The following is a 20,307-nucleotide window of genomic DNA, read 5'->3' on the forward strand; positions in this document are numbered from 1 at the left end:
ATCGTTCCTGGTTGCCGTGTCCAGGGCGAGAGTTGAGCGTTCGGTCCTCTGTGGGGACGTCATTGTGGATCGTGTCGGATGAGCTGTGGGATCACCTGGAACCGCTGTTTCCGCAGCGCGAGCGCAGGTTTCGGTATCCGGGCCGCAAGGCGCTACCGGACAGGGATGTGCTGTGCGGAATCTTGTACGTGCTGCACACCGGGATCCAGTGGGAGTACCTGCCTCAGGACCTCGGCTTCGGCTCGGGCATGACATGCTGGCGCCGCCTGCGGGACTGGAACGAGGCCGGAGTGTGGCAGCGGCTGCACGAGGTACTGCTGGCCGAACTGAACGCGGCCTCCCGGCTGGACTGGTCCCGCTGCGTGGTCGACTCCTCCCACATCAGAGCGCTAAAGGGGGGTCCACACGGGCCCCTCGCCGGTCGACCGAGGCCGGGTCGGCTCGAAGCACCACCTGATCACCGACGGACACGGCACCCCGCTCGCCATCCTGCTGACCAGTGGCAACCGCAACGACGTCGCCCAACTCCTGCCCCTGCTCGACGCGATCCCGCCGGTCCGCGGCCGGGTCGGCCGGCCCCGCCGCAAGCCCGACTCGCTGTTCGCCGACCGCGGCTACGACCACGACATCTACCGCGACCAGGTCCGCGCCCGCGGCATCGTGCCCGCGATCGCCCGCCGCGGCACCCTGCACGGAACTGGACTGGGGGCCTACCGCTGGGTGGTCGAGCGAAGGTTTGCCTGGCTGCACGGTTTCCGACGATTGCGCATCCGATGGGAACGGCGAGCCGACATCCACGAAGCGTTCCTCAAACTCGCCTGCTGCCTCATCACCCACCGACAACTCGGATCACTGTGTTAGCCGTTGTAAGACCGTGTCCTATGTGGTGAGGCGGACGAGTCGTTCGTAGCAGCAGAGGGCGGCGGCGAGGCTGAGGAATGCAGGTAGTTGCGGGGGTTGCGCGGTGGGCAGCGCGCCACGCGAGGGCGTGCAGCCTCTCCAGGAGCGCATCATCATTCTGCGGGAGTCCACTCCTGACCAAGTCGAGGAAGTAGCCGCGCAGATCACCTGCTTGCACTCCGACCGAGGCGCAGAAGAAACAGCGCTAAGGGACGGACTCGGGACACTCTACTGGAATGACCGCACTCCAGGAAGTGGATGACCACGGTGAGCCCAGGAGGCGCGTCAACATTATGGCAACCAACATGGTGGCGGGCGTAGTTCAGAGTGACATTGTCGCCCGTTGGCAGTTTGCGGATGCCAGGGCGCAAGTGTTTCTCGATAGCGCGAGGAAGCAGCTCCCGACGGATGTGCCGGGGCTCGTCATGGTCGACGTTTCAGGCGCGCTCGGCGCGATGAAGACCTGGCGCGCTGTGATCGAGCGTCGGTTCCAACCGTCCATGTACCACGGGGCGGCAGCAACGAAGCCCTTACCAGCGTGACGCTGGAACTCCTCGACGAGCGTGCCGGACGGCCGTCCGACGAGGTGATCCGCAGAGATCTGCGCAACTGGGCTCGTGCTGTCGGGGCCCGTTGACCGGGAAGTCCGGAATGACGTGCGGAACGTTCTCCACTGGGTGTCCAAGGCGTCCCGGCCGCTCGCCGATTTTGGTGAACCGGACACGGCTCGCGCGGTTCTCGACTCGCTGAAGCTCAAGCTCGACGGCTCGACGGCTCGACGGCTCGACGGCTCGACGGCTCGACGGCTCGACGGCACGGCGGCAGCGGCGGAGACGGTGCGGCGCAAGCGTCGGACGCTCGTCAACGCCGCGAATTGCGCCGTCGACCTGGGGAGCTGCGGGAGAACCCGATCACGGCTGTCCGCTGGCAGAAGCCGAAGGTGTCCAACCAGGTCGATCCGTGGGTCGTCGCCAACCCGGAGCAAGCACGGAACCTGCTGGCGGCGGTTTCCTACGTGGGCGGGTACCGGCGTGCCCGTGGTCGTCGCCTCGTGGGTCTGCTCGCCGCTATGTACTTCGGAGGTCTCCGGCCGGCGGAAGCGGTCGGCCTCGTCGAGACGGACCTGAACGTTCCCGGGCAGGGCTGGGGCTCGGCGCTGCTCCACCGGACTCGTCCGTCCGTCGGCAAGCAGTGGACCGACTCGGGGGAGACCCATGACGACCGCGGGCTGAAGAACCGGCTGACCGAGGACGTCAGGAGGGTGCCCATCCCGCCGCACCTCGTCGCCGTACTCCGCGAGCACCTGGCCACCTTCGGCACGGCGGACGACGGGCGGCTGTTCTTCAGCGAGAATGGCTCGGTCGTCCCGTCCTCGACCTACTACCGCGTGTGGCAGGAGGCCCGGCTCCTCGCGCTTCCGCCGGCCGTCGCGGCCTCGCCGCTCGCAAGTAGGCCGTACGACCTCCGGTACTCGGCGCTGTCGACGTGGCTCAACGCCGGGGCCGACTCGACCGAGGTGGCCGAGCGCGCGGGCAACAGCGTCGAGGTCCTGCTGACCCGCCACGCGAAGTGCCTCGACGGCAGGGCGTCGCCAACCGTCGAATCGAGGACCTATTGCGCGAGTACGAATGAGGCGTCCTGCCCTAACACTGAGGCCCCAGAGTAATCGTCTGGGGCCTTGTTCGCTCCCCGCCCTACCTGTGCTGCTGCTTCCTCACTTGTTCGGGCAGTTGCGCTTGTCGTGCCCGTGGTAGTTGCACACGCTGCACTTCCCAGCGTTGTGAGAGACATCGCACGTCCTCTTGTCGTGCCCTGCCTCGCCGCACCAAGAACAAGTGCGGGTCCCGCTCGCGCTCATTTCCCCTCCGCATGGTCCGTGGCTCGTCGCCAACGCACGGAGTGTAACGCCGCAAACCAGCTAGATCGGCGTTTTGTCAGACTGCTGGTGCTCTCGGCCTTGTCCCTTGAGTTGGTTGCTGCGGGTGCACTCATCCGTCATTCTCCATCGACGGCATGCGGCCCCGTTGGCGCCCGCCGGGCAGAGGGCCGCATTCGCCGGCGAGTGCTCGCAGTCTCCAGGGCTCACCTGCGGCGATGCTCCAAAGTCCCGTCCACGCCTCGTCCGCAGCGCCTGACATACAGCCGCTCCGGGCGGCGCATGTCTGCACATACGCGAAGACCCCGCTCACAGCGTTTCCGCTGGTGACGGGGTCTTTGGGCACCTCATACAAGGTGCCCCCGGCAGGATTCGAACCTGCGCACACGGCTCCGGAGGCCGTTGCTCTATCCCCTGAGCTACGGGGGCGTGTCGGTCGCGGTGATCGCGGCGACGGGTAGAACAGTACCAGTTCTCGGGGGGTGGTCCGGAACCCGTTTTTGCTGGAGGCGGGGGCGGTCCGGAGGCGGGGCGTCGCCCGTGCGGGGTGGAATGGGGGAAACGCCGGACGCGGTGGCCGGGTCCGACCTACTCTCGAGTTGTGCCAGGCGCGTCGGGCCGGGTTCTTGTTGTGGACGACAACAAGGTCATCCGGCAGTTGATCAGGGTCAACCTCGAGCTTGAGGGCATCGAGGTCGTGACCGCGGCCGATGGTGCCGAGTGTCTGGAAGTCGTTCAACAGGTGCGGCCCGACCTCGTCACCCTCGATGTCGTCATGCCGCGGCTCGACGGCCTTCGGACCGCGGCCAGGTTGCGTACGGATCCTCGGACCAGTCACCTTCCGCTCGTCATCGTCAGCGCGTGCAGTCAGTACGAGATCGAGAGCGGGCTGGAGGTCGGGGTGGACGCCTTTCTGGCCAAGCCCTTCGATCCCGCCGAGCTGGTGCGGCTCGTTCAGCGGCTGATTCCCAGTCCCCTCGGGGACGCCGAGCCGGCCGCCGGGCACGCGGGCGGGTGAGCGGGAGCCGTCCACATCTCGGGATCACGGCCAAACCCATTCGTCTACCCACCCCCCTCCTCCCATACGCTTGTCCCGTGACCCCCGCCGAGCTCTCCCGCACCGTGCTGCACGCGGTGCGCCGTGCCGTCGACGACGGGGAGCTGAGGGTGGCTGAGCTGCCCGAACGGGTGCTCGTCGCACCTCCGGGGCCCGGCGGATGCGGGGACTACGCGACCAACGTGGCCCTGAAGCTCGCCCGGTCGGCCGGGCAGCCGGCGGCGCGGGTCGCCGAGATTCTGCGGCCCTATCTGCTGCGTTCCCACAGCATCGGTGACGTCGTCGTCACCGGGCCCGGGTTCATCAACATCGGCCTCGCCGGCACCGGGACCGACGCGCTCGTCCGCGAGATTCTGCGGTGCGGGTCCCGGTACGGGCACAGTGACGCGCTGAGCGGGCAGACCGTTCGGCTGCGGCCGGTGCGTGAGGTGCGGGCCGTTGTCCATGCCGAGGCGCTCAGGCGGATCCTGGAGTCGCAGGGCGCCGTCGTACACCTCGACGAGGACGGTCCCGGGACCGTTGTACGGCCCGTTCCCGCTCCCTCCGATCCCTTCCGGCTCGGTCCCGACGCCGGGCGCTGGGCCCTGCTGTACCCCGCCTCCCACGACCGGCCCCGGATCGACGACGAGCATCTGGCGCAGCGGGAGAGCAACCCGCTGTTCCGCGTGCGGTACGCCCATGCCCGCAGCCGTGCGCTGCTGTGTAACGCCGCCGATCTCCACCAGGAACCCGAGCCCGGGCCCGTCGACGACGCGCAGGCGCTCGGACAGGTCCTCGCCGACCACCCCCGTGTTCTCGCGGCCGCCGCCGCCCACCACGCGCCCGACCGGCTCGCCCGGCAACTCGTCGCCGTCGCCGATGCCGTACTGCCCCTGTATCCGGCCGTGCTGCCGCTCGGCGAGGAGAAACCCTCGGCCGCCCACCGTGCCCGGCTCGCGCTCGCCGACGCCGCCGGGGCGGTGCTGGCCGGCGGCCTGTCCCTGCTCGGCATCGACGCACCCGACCACCTCTGAGAGAACCCAGAGAGACACTGACATGAGCCGTTCCGCACACCCCGCCGGGCCCCGTCACGCCGACGTCCTCCCCGAGGGGCACTACTCCGCCCCGCCCACCGACCTCAACGCCCTCGACGCCAAGGTGTGGGCCGAGACCGTCACGCGTGACGAGGACGGTGTGGTCACCGTCGGCGGGATCGACGTCAAGCGGCTCGCCGAGGAGTACGGCACCCCCGCCTACTTCCTCGACGAGCAGGACTTCCGGGCCCGGGCGCGGGACTGGCGTACCGCCTTCGGCAGTGAAGCCGACGTGTTCTACGCCGGCAAGGCGTTCCTCTCCCGGGCCGTCGTGCGGTGGCTGGACGAGGAGGGGCTCAATCTCGACGTGTGCTCCGGTGGGGAGCTCGCCACCGCCCTGTCCGCCGGGATGCCCGCCGAGCGGATCGCGTTCCACGGCAACAACAAGTCGACCGGCGAGATCCGGCGGGCCGTCGAAGCCGGGGTCGGGCGGATCGTGCTCGACTCGTTCCAGGAGATCGTCCGCGTCGCGCACATCGCGCGGGAGCTCGGCACGCGGCAGCGGGTGCAGATCCGTATCACCGTGGGCGTCGAGGCGCACACGCACGAGTTCATCGCCACCGCCCACGAGGACCAGAAGTTCGGCATCCCGCTGGCCGGCGGGCAGGCCGCGGAGGCCGTGCGGCGGGCGCTGCAGCTCGACGGGCTGGAACTCATCGGGATCCACTCGCACATCGGGTCGCAGATCTTCGACATGTCCGGGTTCGAGGTCGCCGCGCACCGCGTGGTCGGTCTGCTCAAGGACATCCGCGACGAGCACGGCGTCGAACTGCCCGAGATCGACCTCGGCGGCGGGCTCGGCATCGCGTACACGAGCGACGACGACCCGCGCGAGCCGTACGAGATCGCCAAGACGCTCACCGAGATCGTCACCCGTGAGTGCGACGCCGCGCGGCTGACCACCCCCCGTATCTCCGTGGAGCCGGGCCGCGCCATCGTCGGGCCGACCGCCTTCACGCTCTACGAGGTCGGCACCGTCAAGCCGCTCGACGGGCTGCGGACGTACGTCTCCGTCGACGGCGGCATGTCGGACAACATCCGGACCGCGCTGTACGACGCCGAATACAGCGTCGCTCTCGCCTCCCGGGTCTCCGACGCCGAGCCGATGCTGTGCCGCGTCGTCGGCAAGCACTGCGAGAGTGGTGACATCGTGGTGAAGGACGCCTTCCTGCCGGGGGACCTGGCACCCGGTGACCTCATCGCCGTACCGGCGACCGGGGCGTACTGCCGGTCGATGGCCAGCAACTACAACCACGCCCTGCGCCCGCCCGTCGTCGCCGTCCGGGACGGCGAGGCGCGCGTGATCGTACGGCGGGAGACGGAAGAGGATCTTCTCCGGCTCGATGTCGGATGAGTGGCCGCAGAACGTAAGGAACAGCGGCGGCAGAACGCAGGAACAGCCGCGGCAGAACGTAGGAACAGTGGCCGCGAAAACAGTGGGTGTCCACTAAGACCTTGATCGGTCGACGGAAGATCTTCTGTCCGATCGGTCATGAAAATGAAATAGATGTCTCACGATCCGGACCAGGGAAAGAAAGTCCCGTCCGGTGAGTGAGACTGGTGCAACCGAGACGGTAATCAGGAATCGAGGTCGGATGATGCGTACGCGTCCGCTGAAGGTGGCGCTGCTGGGCTGTGGAGTGGTCGGCTCAGAGGTGGCGCGCATCATGACGACGCACGCCGACGACCTCGCCGCCCGGATCGGGGCCCCGGTGGAGCTCGCGGGCGTGGCGGTACGGCGGCCCGACAAGGTGCGCGAGGGCATCGACCCCGCCCTGGTCACCACCGACGCCACCGCGCTCGTCAAGCGCGGGGACCTCGACATCGTCGTGGAGGTCATCGGCGGTATCGAGCCCGCCCGTACGCTCATCGGCACCGCCTTCGAACACGGCGCGTCCGTCGTCTCCGCGAACAAGGCGCTGCTCGCCCAGGACGGCGCCGCGCTGCACGCCGCCGCCGAGGAGCACGGCAAGGACCTCTACTACGAGGCCGCCGTCGCCGGCGCCATCCCGCTGATCCGCCCGCTGCGCGAGTCCCTCGCCGGTGACAAGGTCAACCGGGTCCTCGGCATCGTCAACGGCACCACCAACTTCATCCTCGACAAGATGGACAGCACGGGCGCCGGCTACCAGGAGGCGCTCGACGAGGCCACCGCGCTGGGGTACGCCGAGGCCGACCCGACCGCCGACGTCGAGGGCTTCGACGCCGCCGCCAAGGCCGCCATCCTCGCCGGGATCGCCTTCCACACGCGCGTGCGGCTCGACGACGTCTACCGCGAGGGCATGACCGAGGTCACCGCCGCCGACTTCGCCTCCGCGAAGGAGATGGGCTGCACCATCAAGCTGCTCGCCATCTGCGAGCGGGCCGGTGACGGCGCCTCCGTCACCGCGCGCGTGCATCCGGCGATGATCCCGCTCAGCCACCCGCTGGCCTCCGTACGCGGCGCCTACAACGCGGTGTTCGTCGAGTCGGACGCCTCCGGGCAGCTGATGTTCTACGGCCCCGGCGCGGGCGGTGCGCCGACCGCGTCCGCCGTGCTCGGGGACCTCGTCGCCGTGGGGCGCAACCGGATCAACGGGACCACCGGGCCCGGTGCGTCCGCGTACGCCGCGCTGCCGGTGTCGCCGATGGGCGAGGTCGTCACGCGCTACCACATCAGCCTCGACGTGGCCGACAAACCGGGTGTCCTCGCCCAGGTCGCCACCGTGTTCGCCGAGCACGGTGTCTCGATCGACACCGTGCGGCAGCAGGGCAAGGACGGTGAGGCCTCCCTCGTCGTCGTCACCCACCGTGCGTCCGACGCGGCCCTCGGCGGCACCGTCGACGCGTTGCGCAAGCTCGACACCGTGCGTGGTGTCGCCAGCATCATGCGGGTTGAAGGAGAGTAACCAGCAATGACCCACCAGTGGCGCGGAATCATCGAGGAGTACCGGGACCGGCTGCCGGTATCCGACACCACGCCGGTCGTGACGCTCCGCGAGGGCGGCACGCCGCTCGTGCCCGCGCAGGTGCTCTCCGAGCGCACGGGCTGCGAGGTGCACCTCAAGGTCGAGGGCGCGAACCCGACCGGGTCCTTCAAGGACCGCGGGATGACCATGGCCATCAGCAAGGCCAAGGAGGAGGGCGCGCAGGCCGTCATCTGCGCCTCCACCGGCAACACGTCCGCGAGCGCCGCCGCGTACGGGGTGCGCGCGGGCATGGTCTCCGCCGTGCTCGTACCGCAGGGGAAGATCGCGCTCGGCAAGATGGGCCAGGCGCTGGTGCACGGCGCGAAGATCCTCCAGGTCGACGGCAACTTCGACGACTGCCTCACGCTCGCCCGCGCGCTGAGCGACAACTACCCGGTGGCGCTGGTCAATTCGGTCAACCCGGTACGGATAGAAGGCCAGAAGACCGCCGCCTTCGAGATCGTGGACATGCTGGGCGACGCCCCCGACATCCACGTCCTGCCGGTGGGCAACGCGGGCAACATCACCGCGTACTGGAAGGGGTACAAGGAGTACGCCGCCGACAAGGTCAGCACGCGGACACCGCGTATGTGGGGGTTCCAGGCCTCCGGCAGCGCACCGATCGTGCGCGGCGAGGTCGTCAAGGACCCGTCGACCATCGCCACCGCCATCCGCATCGGCAACCCGGCGTCGTGGGACTTCGCGCTCGCCGCGCGGGACGAGTCCGGCGGCGCCATCGACGAGGTGACGGACCGTGAGATCCTGCGCGCCTACCGGCTGTTGGCCTCCCAGGAGGGCGTCTTCGTCGAGCCCGCGTCCGCCGCGTCGGTCGCCGGTCTGCTGAAGGCCGCCGAGCAGGGCAGGGTCGACCCGGGGCAGCGGATCGTGTGCACCGTCACCGGCAACGGTCTCAAGGACCCTGACTGGGCCGTCGCCGGCGCCCCGCAGCCGGTCACCGTCCCCGTCGACGCCGCGACCGCCGCCCAGCGGCTCGGCCTGGTCTAGCCCGGCGGCGTCGCGATGCCGCAGTGGATCCCCTACGGCGGCATCGCGACACCGCGGCAGGGGAAGGCCGCGACACCGCGACAGGATCCGCGACTTCGTCCGCAAAACGGGCGTAAGGGTGCGCTCACCTGGGGAAGTTCCCTACAGGGGGTGCACAGGGGGCTTGCGACACGCATCGTGCGCCTCCTGTGCGCCCTATGTCGCCACTGAACCTTCCTTCGATAGGCTGTACTCAACCCGCCCGCCGCATATGCCGCGGTATCGCGGCGTCCCCGTGGTCCGGACAGCGGCCCGGAGACGCCCGGAGAGCGGCCGGCCACCCCGGTCGGCGGCGATCCCAGGGCTTTCGTACGCCCTCGAATGTCCATCGAGTGCCACTGGACCGCCCGTCGGGTGCCATTCGACAGTCACGCAGCTCAAGGAGAGTCTTCGAGCGATGGCCGGTCCCGCCTTCCGCGCCGCCGCCGTCCGGGTGCGCGTCCCCGCCACCAGCGCCAACCTCGGCCCGGGCTTCGACGCCCTCGGCCTCGCGCTGGGTCTCTACGACGACGTCGTCGTCCGGGTGGCCGATTCCGGACTGCACATCGACATCGCCGGTGAGGGCGGCGAGACCCTCCCGCGCGACGAGAACCATCTGCTCGTACGTTCCCTGCGCACCGCCTTCGACCTGCTCGGCGGACAGCCGCGGGGCCTGGAGATCGTCTGCGCCAACCGCATTCCGCACGGCCGCGGTCTGGGCTCCTCCTCCGCCGCCATCTGCGCCGGCATCGTCGCCGCCCGCGCCGTGACGATAGGCGCCGAGTCGCGGCTCGACGACACCGCGCTGCTCGAACTCGCCACCGAGATCGAGGGTCACCCCGACAACGTCGCGGCCTGCCTGCTCGGCGGGTTCACCCTGTCCTGGATGGAGGCCGGCGCGGCCCGCGCGATCAGGATGGACCCCGCCGATTCCATCGTTCCGGTGGTTTTCGTGCCCGGTAAGCCGGTTCTCACCGAGACCGCGCGCGGCCTGCTGCCGCGCACCGTGCCGCACGTCGACGCCGCCGCCAACGCGGGCCGTGCGGCCCTGCTCGTCGAGGCCCTGACCAGGCGCCCCGAGCTGCTGCTGCCCGCCACCGAGGACCGACTGCACCAGGAGTACCGCGCCCCGGCCATGCCCGAGAGCGCCGCACTGGTGGAGCGGCTGCGGGGGGACGGGATCCCCGCGGTGATCTCCGGCGCCGGACCCACGGTCATGGCGCTGGCCGACGCGGAAAGCGCCGACAAGGTCGAAGCACTGGCCGGCACCGACTGGGCCGCCAATCGGCTCGGTCTCGATGTGCGGGGCGCGAGCGTACTGCCGCTCGCCACCTGACACACGGTTGCCGGATTTCGAGAGGGGGAATGTTTGTTGGATCCGGTAGTGTTAACCTCAAGTCTGCACCCGACCCCACCATGGCGAGGTGCCTCGTGTCCCCGTCCGGGACAGACATTCTTCCGGGAGCCCCCCAAGCCGCACTCTGTTCTCTGCTACGTACGCGGGCAGTACGTCGCACGCGGACACTGAACGGCTCGACGGTGGGGGCACCCCCTCTGGGGGCGTTTCGGAGCCGGTGCGACCACGCCACGTGACACTGGATGCCACGGTTCGGGGAAGCGCCATCACCAGAAATCTCTTCCGCCGCTCAGGCGGACAACCGCCCCGGCACGGTTCGCACAGCAAGGACCGATGCCGGACAGCACAACCGGTCGCCGAGCCAGACAGGCCGACGTCCGCTCCAGGGAAGGACCCTTCGTGAGCGACACCACCGATCTGATGGGCGCACGTGTCGAGGAGACCGCTGCCGCGCCCGCCACGGACGCTTCCGCGCCTGCCACCGGTGCCGGCTCCCGGCGGCGCCGCGGTACCGGCCTCGAGGGCATGGTGCTGGCCGAGCTGCAGCAGGTCGCATCCGGCCTCGGCATCAGGGGCACGGCGCGTATGCGCAAGAGCCAGCTGATCGAGGTCATCAAGGAGGCGCAGGCCGCCGGGGGAAGCGCCCCGGCCAAGGCCGAGTCCGCCACCGAGACCAAGCCCAAGCGCCGCGCCACCTCCCGCACCCGTACGGACGAGGCGGCCGAGAAGAAGGCCCCCGCCAAGGGCGAGCAGGCCCCCGCCGAGAAGGCCGCGGCCCAGCAGCAGATCGAGATCCCGGGCCAGCCCTCCCCGAAGGCCTCGGGCCAGGGCGAGGAGGCCGAGGAGGCCGCGCCCGCCGAGCGCCGTCGCCGTCGCGCCACCGCCGAGGCCGGCGCCCCGTCCGCCACCGCGATCGAGACGGTCACCGCCGAGGCGAAGACCGAGCCCAAGGCCGAGACCCCGGCCCAGCAGCAGTCGCAGCAGCAGGGCGACCACGACGGCGGCGAGGGCCGCCGCCGCGACCGCCGTGAGCGCGGCCGCGACCGTGACCGCGGTGAGCGTGGCGACCGCGGCGACCGTGGCGGTGACCGCGGTGACCGCGGTGACCGCCGTGGCAAGGGCGACGACCAGCAGCAGAGCCAGGGCGGCGGCCAGGGCCGCCAGCAGAACCAGCAGGGCGGCGGCGGCCGTCAGCAGGACCGGCCGCAGCACGACGACGACGACTTCGAGGGCGGCCGGCGTGGCCGTCGCGGGCGCTACCGCGACCGCCGGGGCCGTCGTGGCCGCGACGAGATGACGTCCGAGCCGCAGATCAACGAGGACGACGTCCTGATCCCCGTCGCGGGCATCCTCGACATCCTCGACAACTACGCGTTCATCCGCACCTCCGGCTACCTGCCCGGTCCGAACGACGTGTACGTCTCCCTCGCCCAGGTCCGCAAGAACGGCCTGCGCAAGGGCGACCACCTCACCGGTGCCGTGCGCCAGCCCAAGGAGGGCGAGCGCCGCGAGAAGTTCAACGCGCTGGTGCGCCTGGACTCCCAGAACGGCATGGCGCCCGAATCCGGCCGTGGACGGCCGGAGTTCAACAAGCTGACGCCCCTGTACCCGCAGGACCGCCTCCGCCTGGAGACGGACCCCGGCGTTCTGACGACGCGCATCATCGACCTGGTCGCCCCCATCGGCAAGGGCCAGCGCGGTCTGATCGTGGCCCCGCCGAAGACCGGCAAGACCATGATCATGCAGGCGATCGCCAACGCGATCACGCACAACAACCCCGAGTGCCACCTGATGGTCGTCCTGGTCGACGAGCGTCCGGAAGAGGTCACCGACATGCAGCGGTCGGTCAAGGGCGAGGTCATCTCCTCGACCTTCGACCGCCCGGCCGAGGACCACACCACGGTCGCCGAGCTCGCCATCGAGCGCGCCAAGCGCCTGGTGGAGCTGGGCCACGACGTCGTCGTCCTGCTCGACTCGATCACGCGTCTGGGCCGTGCGTACAACCTCGCCGCCCCGGCGTCCGGCCGCATCCTGTCCGGTGGTGTCGACTCGACCGCCCTGTACCCGCCGAAGCGCTTTTTCGGTGCGGCCCGCAACATCGAGGACGGCGGTTCGCTGACCATCCTCGCCACCGCCCTGGTGGACACCGGGTCCCGCATGGACGAGGTCATCTTCGAGGAGTTCAAGGGCACCGGCAACGCCGAGCTCAAGCTCGACCGGAAGCTCGCCGACAAGCGCATCTTCCCGGCGGTGGACGTCGACGCGTCCGGTACCCGCAAGGAAGAGATCCTGCTCGCCCCCGACGAGCTCGCCATCGTCTGGAAGCTGCGCCGGGTGCTGCACGCGCTCGACCAGCAGCAGGCGGTCGAACTGCTTCTCGACAAGATGAAGCAGACGAAGTCGAACGCCGAGTTCCTGATGCAGATCCAGAAGACGACGCCGACGCCGGGCAACGGCGACTGACGTCGAAAGTCCACGCGAAAGGGCCGCTTCCCCGGGAAGCGGCCCTTTCGCGTGTGGCGGGACCCTCGCACAGGCCGCCGTGCGACCCTGGCCGACGATTCCCCGCCATGTCTGGCACCGAGTGCAAGGGGGTATCCGGACATAGATGAGCTGAGGAGCGCATGTCTGCCGAGAGCACACCGGGCAACCGGGACAAAGGACGCCGGCGCAAGGGCCTGAGGGTCGCGGCCTGGGCCGCCGCCGGCATCGTGGTTCTGGGCGGCACCGGCGCCGGATATCTGTACTTCAAACTCAACGGCAACATCGCGAGCATCGACATCGACCAGTTCCTCGGCACCGACCGCCCCGAGAAGGCGGACAACGGCTCCGAGAACATCCTCGTCCTCGGCTCGGACACCCGCGCCGGCGACAACGGGAAACTCGGCGGCGGCGCCGACGAGGGAAGCGCCCGCTCCGACACCGCGATGATCGTGCACGTGTACGAGGGCCACAAGAAGGCGAGCGTGGTCTCCCTGCCGCGCGACACCGTCATCGACCGCCCCGCGTGCACCGACACCGACGGCGGCAGCCACCCCGCGGCGAACGGCGTGATGTTCAACTCCGCCTACGCCACGGGCGGGGCGCCCTGTGCGGTGAAGACCGTCGAGTCGATCACCGACCTGCGCATGGACCACTATCTGGAGGTCGACTTCACCGGCTTCCAGAAGCTGATCGACGAACTCGGCGGTGTCGAGGTCACCACCGGCGAGGACATAGACGACCCCGACAGCCATCTGCGCCTGGAGGCCGGCACCCACCGGCTCGACGGCGAACAGGCCCTCGGCCTGGTCCGCACCCGGCACGGCGTCGGTGACGGCTCCGACCTGGGCCGCATCCAGCTCCAGCAGGCCTTCGTCAAGGCCCTGCTACGGCAGGTCGAGGACCTCGGCGTCCTCACCAGCCCGAAGAAGCTCTACGACCTCGCCGACACCGCCACGAAGGCCGTGACCACCGATTCCGGCCTGGGCTCGGTGAACTCCCTGATGTCCTTCGCGACAGGCCTGAAGAACATCACCCCCGCCCACCTGACCATGATCACGATGCCGGTCCGGTACGACCCGGCCGACCCCAACAGGGTCCTGATGGAACGAACGAAGGCCCATCAGGTGTGGGACGCGCTGAAGAACGACCGGCCGATCCCCGCCGGCGCCACGGAGAACACGGCCGCGGGCGAGGCAAGGGGCGTGGTGAGCGCCCCTTAGGGGCGCGGGGCCGTACCGGTGTGAGGCTCCGCCACGCGGGCGGGACAAACCCCACCGACCTGCGGGGAACAAAGAACGGCAGCCCCCGGTTTTGGGAGAGGACCCCAGTCCTGGCAGACTGGTGAGTCGGCCCCGGTTCACGCCCCCGCACCCGCGGCAGCGACCCGGTGCCCTCCCGAACCTAGGAGACACCTTGAAGCGCGACATCCACCCCGAGTACGTCGAGACGCAGGTCAGCTGCACCTGTGGCGCGTCGTTCACCACTCGCAGCACCATCGACAGCGGCACCATCCGTGCCGAGGTCTGCTCCGAGTGCCACCCGTTCTACACGGGCAAGCAGAAGATCCTCGACACCGGTGGCCGTGTGGCCCGCTTCGAGGCCCGCTTCGGCAAGGCCGCCAGCTCCAAGAAGTAGCGAGCCTCCAATCGCCGGTCCACGGCCGTGCCCCCGACCCGGGGCAGGCCGGGACCGGCGTTTTTGGTCGCCCGCCCCTTCACCCACGTCATCGCAGGAGCCCAAGATGTTCGAGGCCGTCGAGGAACTCGTCGCCGAGCACGCCGACCTGGAGAAGAAGCTCGCCGACCCGTCGGTCCACGCAGACCAGGCCAACGCGCGCAAGCTGAACAAGCGCTACGCCGAGCTCACCCCGATCGTCGCCACGTACCGCTCCTGGAAGCAGACGGGCGACGACATCGAGACCGCGCGCGAACTGGCCGCCGAGGATCCAGACTTCGGCGCCGAGGTCAAGGAGCTGGAGCAGCGGCGTGAGGAGCTCACCGAGAAGCTTCGGCTGCTCCTCGTCCCGCGCGACCCCAGCGACGACAAGGACGTCATCCTCGAGATCAAGGCCGGCGCGGGCGGCGACGAGTCCGCCCTGTTCGCCGGCGACCTGCTGCGCATGTATCTGCGGTACGCGGAGCGTGTCGGCTGGAAGACCGAGATCATCGACGCCACCGAGTCCGAGCTGGGCGGCTACAAGGACGTCCAGGTCGCGGTGAAGACCAAGGGCGGCCAGGGTGCCACCGAGCCCGGCCAGGGCGTGTGGGCGCGGCTGAAGTACGAGGGCGGCGTGCACCGCGTGCAGCGCGTGCCGGCCACCGAGTCGCAGGGCCGTATCCACACCTCCGCCGCCGGTGTCCTGGTGACGCCCGAGGCGGAGGAGGTCGACGTGGAGATCAACCCGAACGACCTGCGCATCGACGTCTACCGGTCCTCCGGGCCCGGCGGACAGTCCGTGAACACCACCGACTCCGCCGTGCGCATCACGCACCTGCCGACCGGAGTCGTCGCCTCCTGCCAGAACGAGAAGAGCCAGCTGCAGAACAAGGAGCAGGCCCTGCGTATCCTGCGCTCCAGGCTGCTCGCGGCGGCGCAGGAGGAGGCGGAGCGGGAGGCCGCCGACGCCCGGCGCAGCCAGGTCCGTACGGTCGACCGCTCCGAGAAGATCCGCACGTACAACTTCCCGGAGAACCGCATCTCGGACCACCGCGTCGGCTTCAAGGCGTACAACCTCGACCAGGTCCTGGACGGCGACCTCGTCGCGGTGATCCAGGCCTGTGTCGACGCGGACTCGGCCGCCAAGCTCGCCGCCGCGTAACCCCCCGCCGACAGACAGCACGGAGGACCAGTGAACCTGCTGCTCGCCGAGGTGGCCCAGGCCACCCAGCGGCTCGCCGACGCCGGCGTGCCCTCGCCGCGCACCGACGCGGAGGAGCTCGCCGCGTTCGTGCACGGCGTCAAGCGCGGCGAGCTGCACACCGTGAAGGACTCCGACTTCGACGCCCGGTACTGGGAGGTCATCGCCCGCCGTGAGGCCCGCGAGCCGCTCCAGCACATCACCGGGCGGGCGTACTTCCGCTACCTGGAGCTCCAGGTCGGGCCCGGGGTGTTCGTGCCGCGGCCCGAGACGGAGTCCGTGGTCGGCTGGGCGATAGACGCCGTCCGCGCGATGGACGTCGTCGAGCCCTGCATCGTCGACCTGTGCACCGGCTCCGGCGCCATCGCGCTCGCCCTCGCACAGGAGGTCCCCCGTTCCCGCGTGTACGCCGTGGAGCTGTCCGAGGACGCCCTGCGGTGGACGCGCAAGAACATGGAGGGGTCGAGGGTCGAACTGCGCCAGGGAGACGCCCTCGCGGCCTTCCCCGACCTCGACGGACAGGTCGACCTGGTCGTCTCCAACCCGCCGTACATCCCGCTCACCGAGTGGGAGTACGTGGCGCCGGAGGCCCGCGACTACGACCCCGACCTCGCCCTGTTCTCCGGTGAGGACGGCCTGGACCTGATCCGCGGCCTGGAGCGCACCGCGCACCGGCTGCTGCGGCCCGGCGGGGTGGTCGTGGTCGAGCACGCGGACACCCAGGGCGGCCAGGTGCCGTGGATCTTCGCCGAGGAGCGGGGCTGGGCCGACGCGGCCGACCACCCCGACCTCAACAACCGCCCCCGGTTCGCCACCGCCCGCAAGGCGCTGCCGTGAGCGTCCCGCATACTTCTTCCCCCCGGCAGCACCCGTACGAGGAGGCCCGCTAGATGGCTCGCCGTTACGACACCAACGACGCGACCGACCGCACGACCGGTCTGCGTGAAGCCGCGTCCGCCGTCCGCCGGGGCGAACTCGTGGTGCTGCCGACGGACACGGTGTACGGCATCGGCGCCGACGCGTTCACCTCGGAGGCCGTCGCCGATCTGCTGGACGCCAAGGGGCGGGGCCGCAACATGCCCACTCCCGTCCTGATCGGCTCCCCGAACACCCTGCACGGCCTGGTCACCGACTTCTCCGAGCAGGCCTGGGAACTCGTCGACGCGTTCTGGCCGGGCGCGCTGACGCTGGTCGCCAAGCACCAGCCGTCGCTGCAGTGGGACCTCGGGGACACCCGGGGCACGGTGGCCGTACGGATGCCGCTGCACCCCGTCGCCATCGAACTGCTCACCGAGGTCGGGCCGATGGCCGTGTCGTCGGCGAACCTGACCGGTCACCCGGCGCCCGAGGACTGCGACGCCGCTCAGGGGATGCTCGGGGACTCCGTCTCCGTGTACCTGGACGGCGGGCCCACTCCGGGCAACGTGCCCTCCTCCATCGTCGACGTCACGCGGCCCGTGCCGGTGCTGCTGCGCGAGGGCGCGATCTCGCCCGAGGAGCTGCGCAAGGTGGTACCCGACCTCGAGGTGGCGAATTGACGGCCCCTGAGTCGGGGCGTGGCATAGGCAACCGGGAATCCAGTGCGGAGATCACGACGACCTTCGGTTTTCCGCGCGACACCTTCCGCATCCTCCACGTCAGCACCGGAAACGTGTGCCGCTCGCCGATCACCGAGCGGCTGACCCGGCATTTCGTGAGCCAGCGGCTGGGGATCCTGGGTGGCGGGCTGATCGTGGAGAGCGCGGGGACGTGGGGGCACGAGGGTGCGGCCATGGAGGCGCACGCGGAGACCGTGCTGGGGGAGTTCGGGGCGGACGCGTCCGGGTTCGTGGGGCGGGAGCTGCTGGACGAGCATGTGATCCGGGCGGATCTCGTGCTGACCGCTACGCGGGATCACCGGGCGCAGGTGATTTCGATGGGGCATTCCGCGGGGTTGCGGACGTTTACGTTGAAAGAGTTCACGCGGCTGGTGAACGCGATCGATCCGGCTACCCTGCCGCCGCTGGACGAGGGGCTGGTGATGCGGGCCCGGGCGTTGGTGCGGGCGGCTGCGGCTCTGCGGGGGTGGTTGTTGGCGCCGACGCTCGAGGCGGACGAGGTGTATGACCCGTACGGGGCGCCGCTGACGTTTTTCCGGTCCATCGGGGACGAGATATTCGAGGCGCTGGATCCCGTGGTGACCGCGCTGACCGGGGTGCCGGCTCGGGCGTAGGTCTGCGGCTGCCGGGGCGGGCTTACAGGGCCTCCGGCGTTGTTCCGCTGTGCCCACCCGTTCCGCCCTGCGGAACGATTGCCCACAGCGAGGCGGGCGGGGCGGGCGGGGCGCCCGCAGCGGGGCGGGCGCGCGTGCACACAGCTACGCGGGCGAGGTCCACGGGTGGGCGTGCAACCATCGGTGGTACCCGGATGTCCTCACTCTTATGCGTGCCTCGCTAGGGTGTGGGGCTGTGATGGCCAGCGAGATCTGTGGGGAAGCCCGTGCGTGAATACCTGCTGACGCTCTGCATCACGGCCGCGGTGACGTACCTGCTGACAGGGCCGGTACGGAAGTTCGCGATCGTGGCCGGGGCGATGCCGGAGATCCGGGCACGTGACGTGCACCGGGAACCCACTCCGCGGCTCGGCGGGATCGCGATGTTCTTCGGACTGTGCGCGGGGCTGCTGGTCGCCGACCACCTCACCAACCTCACCCAGCTCTTCGAGAACTCCAACGAGCCGCGTGCGCTGCTCTCCGGGGCCGCGCTGATCTGGCTGATCGGTGTGCTGGACGACAAGTTCGAGATCGACGCGCTCATCAAACTGGGCGGCCAGATGATCGCCGCCGGTGTGATGGTCATGCAGGGTCTGACGATCCTGTGGCTGCCCATCCCGGGCGTCGGCTCGGTCGCGCTCACCCAGTGGCAGGGCACCCTGCTCACGGTCGCGCTGGTCGTGATCACCATCAACGCGGTCAACTTCGTGGACGGCCTGGACGGGCTCGCCGCCGGCATGGTGTGCATCGCGGCGGCGGCGTTCTTCCTGTACGCCTACCGCATCTGGTACTCGTACGGCATCGAGGCGGCCGCCCCGGCGACCCTGTTCTCGGTGATCCTCATGGGCATGTGCCTCGGCTTCCTGCCGCACAACATGCACCCCGCGCGGATCTTCATGGGCGACTCCGGCTCGATGCTCATCGGGCTGGTGCTCGCCGCCGGCGCGATCTCGGTGACCGGGCAGGTCGACCCGGACGCGCTGAAGCTGTTCGCCGGTTCGGAGAAGGAGGCCGTGCACCAGACGGTGCCGGTGTACATCCCGCTGCTGCTGCCGCTGACCATCATCGCGGTGCCGGCCGCCGACCTGATCCTGGCGATCGTCCGGCGCACCTGGCGCGGCCAGTCGCCGTTCGCGGCGGACCGCGGCCATCTGCACCACCGGCTGCTGGAGATCGGCCACTCGCACAGCCGGGCCGTGCTGATCATGTACTTCTGGTCGGCGCTGATCGCCTTCGGGGCGCTGACGTACTCCGTGAACTCGGCGTCGATGTGGATCGTGCTGAGCGTCGTGATCCTGTCCACGCTCGGGCTCATCCTGCTTCTGCTGCCCCGCTTCACGCCCCGCGCCCCGCGCTGGGCGGAAGCGGTCGTACCGCCGCGCTACCGGCGCCGCAGGGCGGCCCTGGCGGGGGTGTCGGACGCACCGGAGGGATCGGAGGCATCGGCGGCGGAGGAGCCCGAGAGCGCCGACGAGAACCGCACCCCGGTCGCCGCGGGCGTCTCCGGCGTCAATGGCGCGACCGCGGTGGGCCCCCGCGCACGGCTGGGCGACCGGTCACGGTCAAGGTAAGAATCCGGCTAGAGCATTGCCAAGTCGTTGGGTTCTGATGGGTCTCCGTTGGGTGTATGAACCGGCCCAATATCAGACATAAAGGCCGAGTTCTCGCTCAGACGCGCAGATTCACTCTCATGTGTGACGCCGAGCACACCAGGCAGGTAAAGACTGCATCAAATAGTTTGTGATAGCGTTCACGAGAACCCCGAACAGACCAGCCGAACCGCATTGCGCCGGTTCGCAGGTGCGAGGAAATCTCTCTCCGCTCAGGGGTTTACGCTCGTCCATGACGACACACTGCCCCCCTGTGATTTGCGGAGTTGCCGCCATGCCGTCCAATGACGTCCGGATCCTGGCCCAGGCCGCCGTGCCCACGGCTGCCGCCGGCGCTGTCGCCGCCGTCGTCAGCGCGGTGGTCGCCGGTGGCAAGGGTGCGATCGGGGCGCTCGTCGCGACCGCGGTGGTCATCCTCTTCATGGGGATCGGGCTCTACGTACTTCAGCGCACCGCCAAAACGCTGCCCCACCTGTTCCAGGCCATGGGGCTGATGCTCTACGCGGCGCAGATCCTGCTGCTGTTCGTCTTCGTCGCCCTGTTCCGGGACACCACCCTGTTCCACCCCAAGGCTTTCGCTCTCACGCTGGTCGGCACCACCCTCGTGTGGATCGCCGCACAGACGCGCGCGCACATGAAGTCGAAGATCCTCTATGTCGAACCCGAGTCGACGACGGCCTCGAAGCCGGGAAACTCGGGGCACTCGTCGTGAGGGGTAGGCCCGGGATAAAGAGGCCTCGGAACTCCTGCTATCGTCCGGTGCCAACTGCGGCATCGCGGGCGCGGGCATCCGAGCCGGCGCCTGGCCGATCGCGAGGCGTAACGCCCCCCGGCCGCCCCCACATCCGTAACACCAGTCCCGTGCCGAACT

17 protein-coding genes, 1 tRNA gene and 1 pseudogene are annotated in these 20,307 nt (G+C 69.7%); 18 read left to right on the top strand and 1 reads right to left on the bottom strand.

From position 1 onward, the window contains the following. Positions 1 to 62 precede the first annotated feature (62 nt). The 3 genes and pseudogenes from IF28_RS38005 to IF28_RS39495 all read left to right on the top strand — a co-directional run. A protein-coding gene (locus tag IF28_RS38005; protein WP_234325331.1) for an IS5 family transposase occupies positions 63 to 861 on the top strand; the annotation gives its coding sequence in 2 pieces (ribosomal slippage) (positions 63 to 406 and positions 405 to 861; 801 coding nt in all). Between the two features lie 275 nt (positions 862 to 1,136). Further along, the gene (locus tag IF28_RS0123430) at positions 1,137 to 1,442 is read left to right on the top strand and encodes a hypothetical protein (RefSeq protein ID WP_030223778.1); all 306 of its coding nucleotides are present in this window, start codon (positions 1,137 to 1,139) and stop codon (positions 1,440 to 1,442) included. Continuing rightward, positions 1,409 to 2,532: pseudogene (locus IF28_RS39495) on the top strand (tyrosine-type recombinase/integrase); the annotation flags it as partial. The gene IF28_RS0123430 and the pseudogene IF28_RS39495, both read left to right, overlap by 34 nt. Positions 2,533 to 3,133: 601 nt before the next feature. On the opposite strand, the gene IF28_RS0123440 reads toward IF28_RS39495, so the two are convergent. After that, positions 3,134 to 3,205 (bottom strand) — tRNA-Arg (locus tag IF28_RS0123440). A 118-nt stretch (positions 3,206 to 3,323) separates the two neighbouring features. Here IF28_RS0123440 and IF28_RS0123445 point away from each other — a divergent pair. The 15 genes from IF28_RS0123445 (at position 3,324) to IF28_RS0123515 (ending at position 20,148) form a co-directional block, all read left to right on the top strand. Next, positions 3,324 to 3,794, top strand: coding sequence for a response regulator (locus IF28_RS0123445; RefSeq protein ID WP_078621367.1), 471 nt, complete (start codon positions 3,324 to 3,326; stop codon positions 3,792 to 3,794). 77 nt (positions 3,795 to 3,871) lie between these two features. After that, a complete protein-coding gene (gene nrtL / locus IF28_RS0123450; protein WP_030223782.1) occupies positions 3,872 to 4,846 on the top strand; it encodes an ArgS-related anticodon-binding protein NrtL in 975 nt (324 codons plus the stop codon). 22 nt (positions 4,847 to 4,868) lie between these two features. Beyond that, complete coding sequence (lysA, locus tag IF28_RS0123455; RefSeq protein WP_030223784.1) at positions 4,869 to 6,260, top strand: diaminopimelate decarboxylase; 1,392 nt, start codon at positions 4,869 to 4,871, stop codon at positions 6,258 to 6,260. 241 nt (positions 6,261 to 6,501) lie between these two features. Next, positions 6,502 to 7,794, top strand: a complete 1,293-nt coding sequence (locus IF28_RS0123460; protein ID WP_030223791.1) for a homoserine dehydrogenase — start codon at positions 6,502 to 6,504, stop codon at positions 7,792 to 7,794. A gap of 6 nt (positions 7,795 to 7,800) precedes the next feature. Next, complete coding sequence (thrC, locus tag IF28_RS0123465) at positions 7,801 to 8,859, top strand: threonine synthase (RefSeq protein WP_030223793.1); 1,059 nt, start codon at positions 7,801 to 7,803, stop codon at positions 8,857 to 8,859. Positions 8,860 to 9,295: 436 nt separating this feature from the next. Further along, complete coding sequence (thrB, locus tag IF28_RS0123470; protein ID WP_030223795.1) at positions 9,296 to 10,213, top strand: homoserine kinase; 918 nt, start codon at positions 9,296 to 9,298, stop codon at positions 10,211 to 10,213. 420 nt (positions 10,214 to 10,633) lie between these two features. After that, the gene (gene rho / locus IF28_RS0123475; RefSeq protein WP_030223797.1) at positions 10,634 to 12,697 is read left to right on the top strand and encodes a transcription termination factor Rho; all 2,064 of its coding nucleotides are present in this window, start codon (positions 10,634 to 10,636) and stop codon (positions 12,695 to 12,697) included. Between the two features lie 161 nt (positions 12,698 to 12,858). Then, complete coding sequence (locus tag IF28_RS0123480) at positions 12,859 to 13,938, top strand: LCP family protein (protein ID WP_030223799.1); 1,080 nt, start codon at positions 12,859 to 12,861, stop codon at positions 13,936 to 13,938. Positions 13,939 to 14,131: 193 nt separating this feature from the next. Beyond that, complete coding sequence (gene rpmE / locus IF28_RS0123485) at positions 14,132 to 14,353, top strand: 50S ribosomal protein L31 (RefSeq protein WP_030223801.1); 222 nt, start codon at positions 14,132 to 14,134, stop codon at positions 14,351 to 14,353. A 106-nt stretch (positions 14,354 to 14,459) separates the two neighbouring features. After that, positions 14,460 to 15,536, top strand: a complete 1,077-nt coding sequence (gene prfA, locus IF28_RS0123490; RefSeq protein WP_030223803.1) for a peptide chain release factor 1 — start codon at positions 14,460 to 14,462, stop codon at positions 15,534 to 15,536. A 30-nt stretch (positions 15,537 to 15,566) separates the two neighbouring features. After that, positions 15,567 to 16,412: a peptide chain release factor N(5)-glutamine methyltransferase gene (prmC, locus tag IF28_RS0123495; RefSeq protein ID WP_030223804.1), complete on the top strand. Its 846-nt coding sequence runs from the start codon at positions 15,567 to 15,569 to the stop codon at positions 16,410 to 16,412. 53 nt (positions 16,413 to 16,465) lie between these two features. Beyond that, positions 16,466 to 17,113, top strand: coding sequence for an L-threonylcarbamoyladenylate synthase (locus IF28_RS0123500; protein ID WP_030223805.1), 648 nt, complete (start codon positions 16,466 to 16,468; stop codon positions 17,111 to 17,113). Next, the gene (locus IF28_RS0123505) at positions 17,110 to 17,787 is read left to right on the top strand and encodes a low molecular weight phosphatase family protein (RefSeq protein ID WP_030223807.1); all 678 of its coding nucleotides are present in this window, start codon (positions 17,110 to 17,112) and stop codon (positions 17,785 to 17,787) included. Before IF28_RS0123500 ends, IF28_RS0123505 begins: the two co-directional genes overlap by 4 nt. Positions 17,788 to 18,053: 266 nt before the next feature. Then, positions 18,054 to 19,397 (top strand): MraY family glycosyltransferase, encoded by a 1,344-nt coding sequence (locus IF28_RS0123510; RefSeq protein WP_030223809.1) that lies wholly within the window; start codon positions 18,054 to 18,056, stop codon positions 19,395 to 19,397. Positions 19,398 to 19,710: 313 nt separating this feature from the next. Next, the gene (locus tag IF28_RS0123515) at positions 19,711 to 20,148 is read left to right on the top strand and encodes a hypothetical protein (protein ID WP_030223811.1); all 438 of its coding nucleotides are present in this window, start codon (positions 19,711 to 19,713) and stop codon (positions 20,146 to 20,148) included. Positions 20,149 to 20,307 lie beyond the last annotated feature (159 nt).

Origin of the sequence: Streptomyces sp. NRRL WC-3626, assembly GCF_000718785.1 — a bacterium.
GTDB classification, from domain to species: domain Bacteria; phylum Actinomycetota; class Actinomycetes; order Streptomycetales; family Streptomycetaceae; genus Streptomyces; species Streptomyces edwardsiae.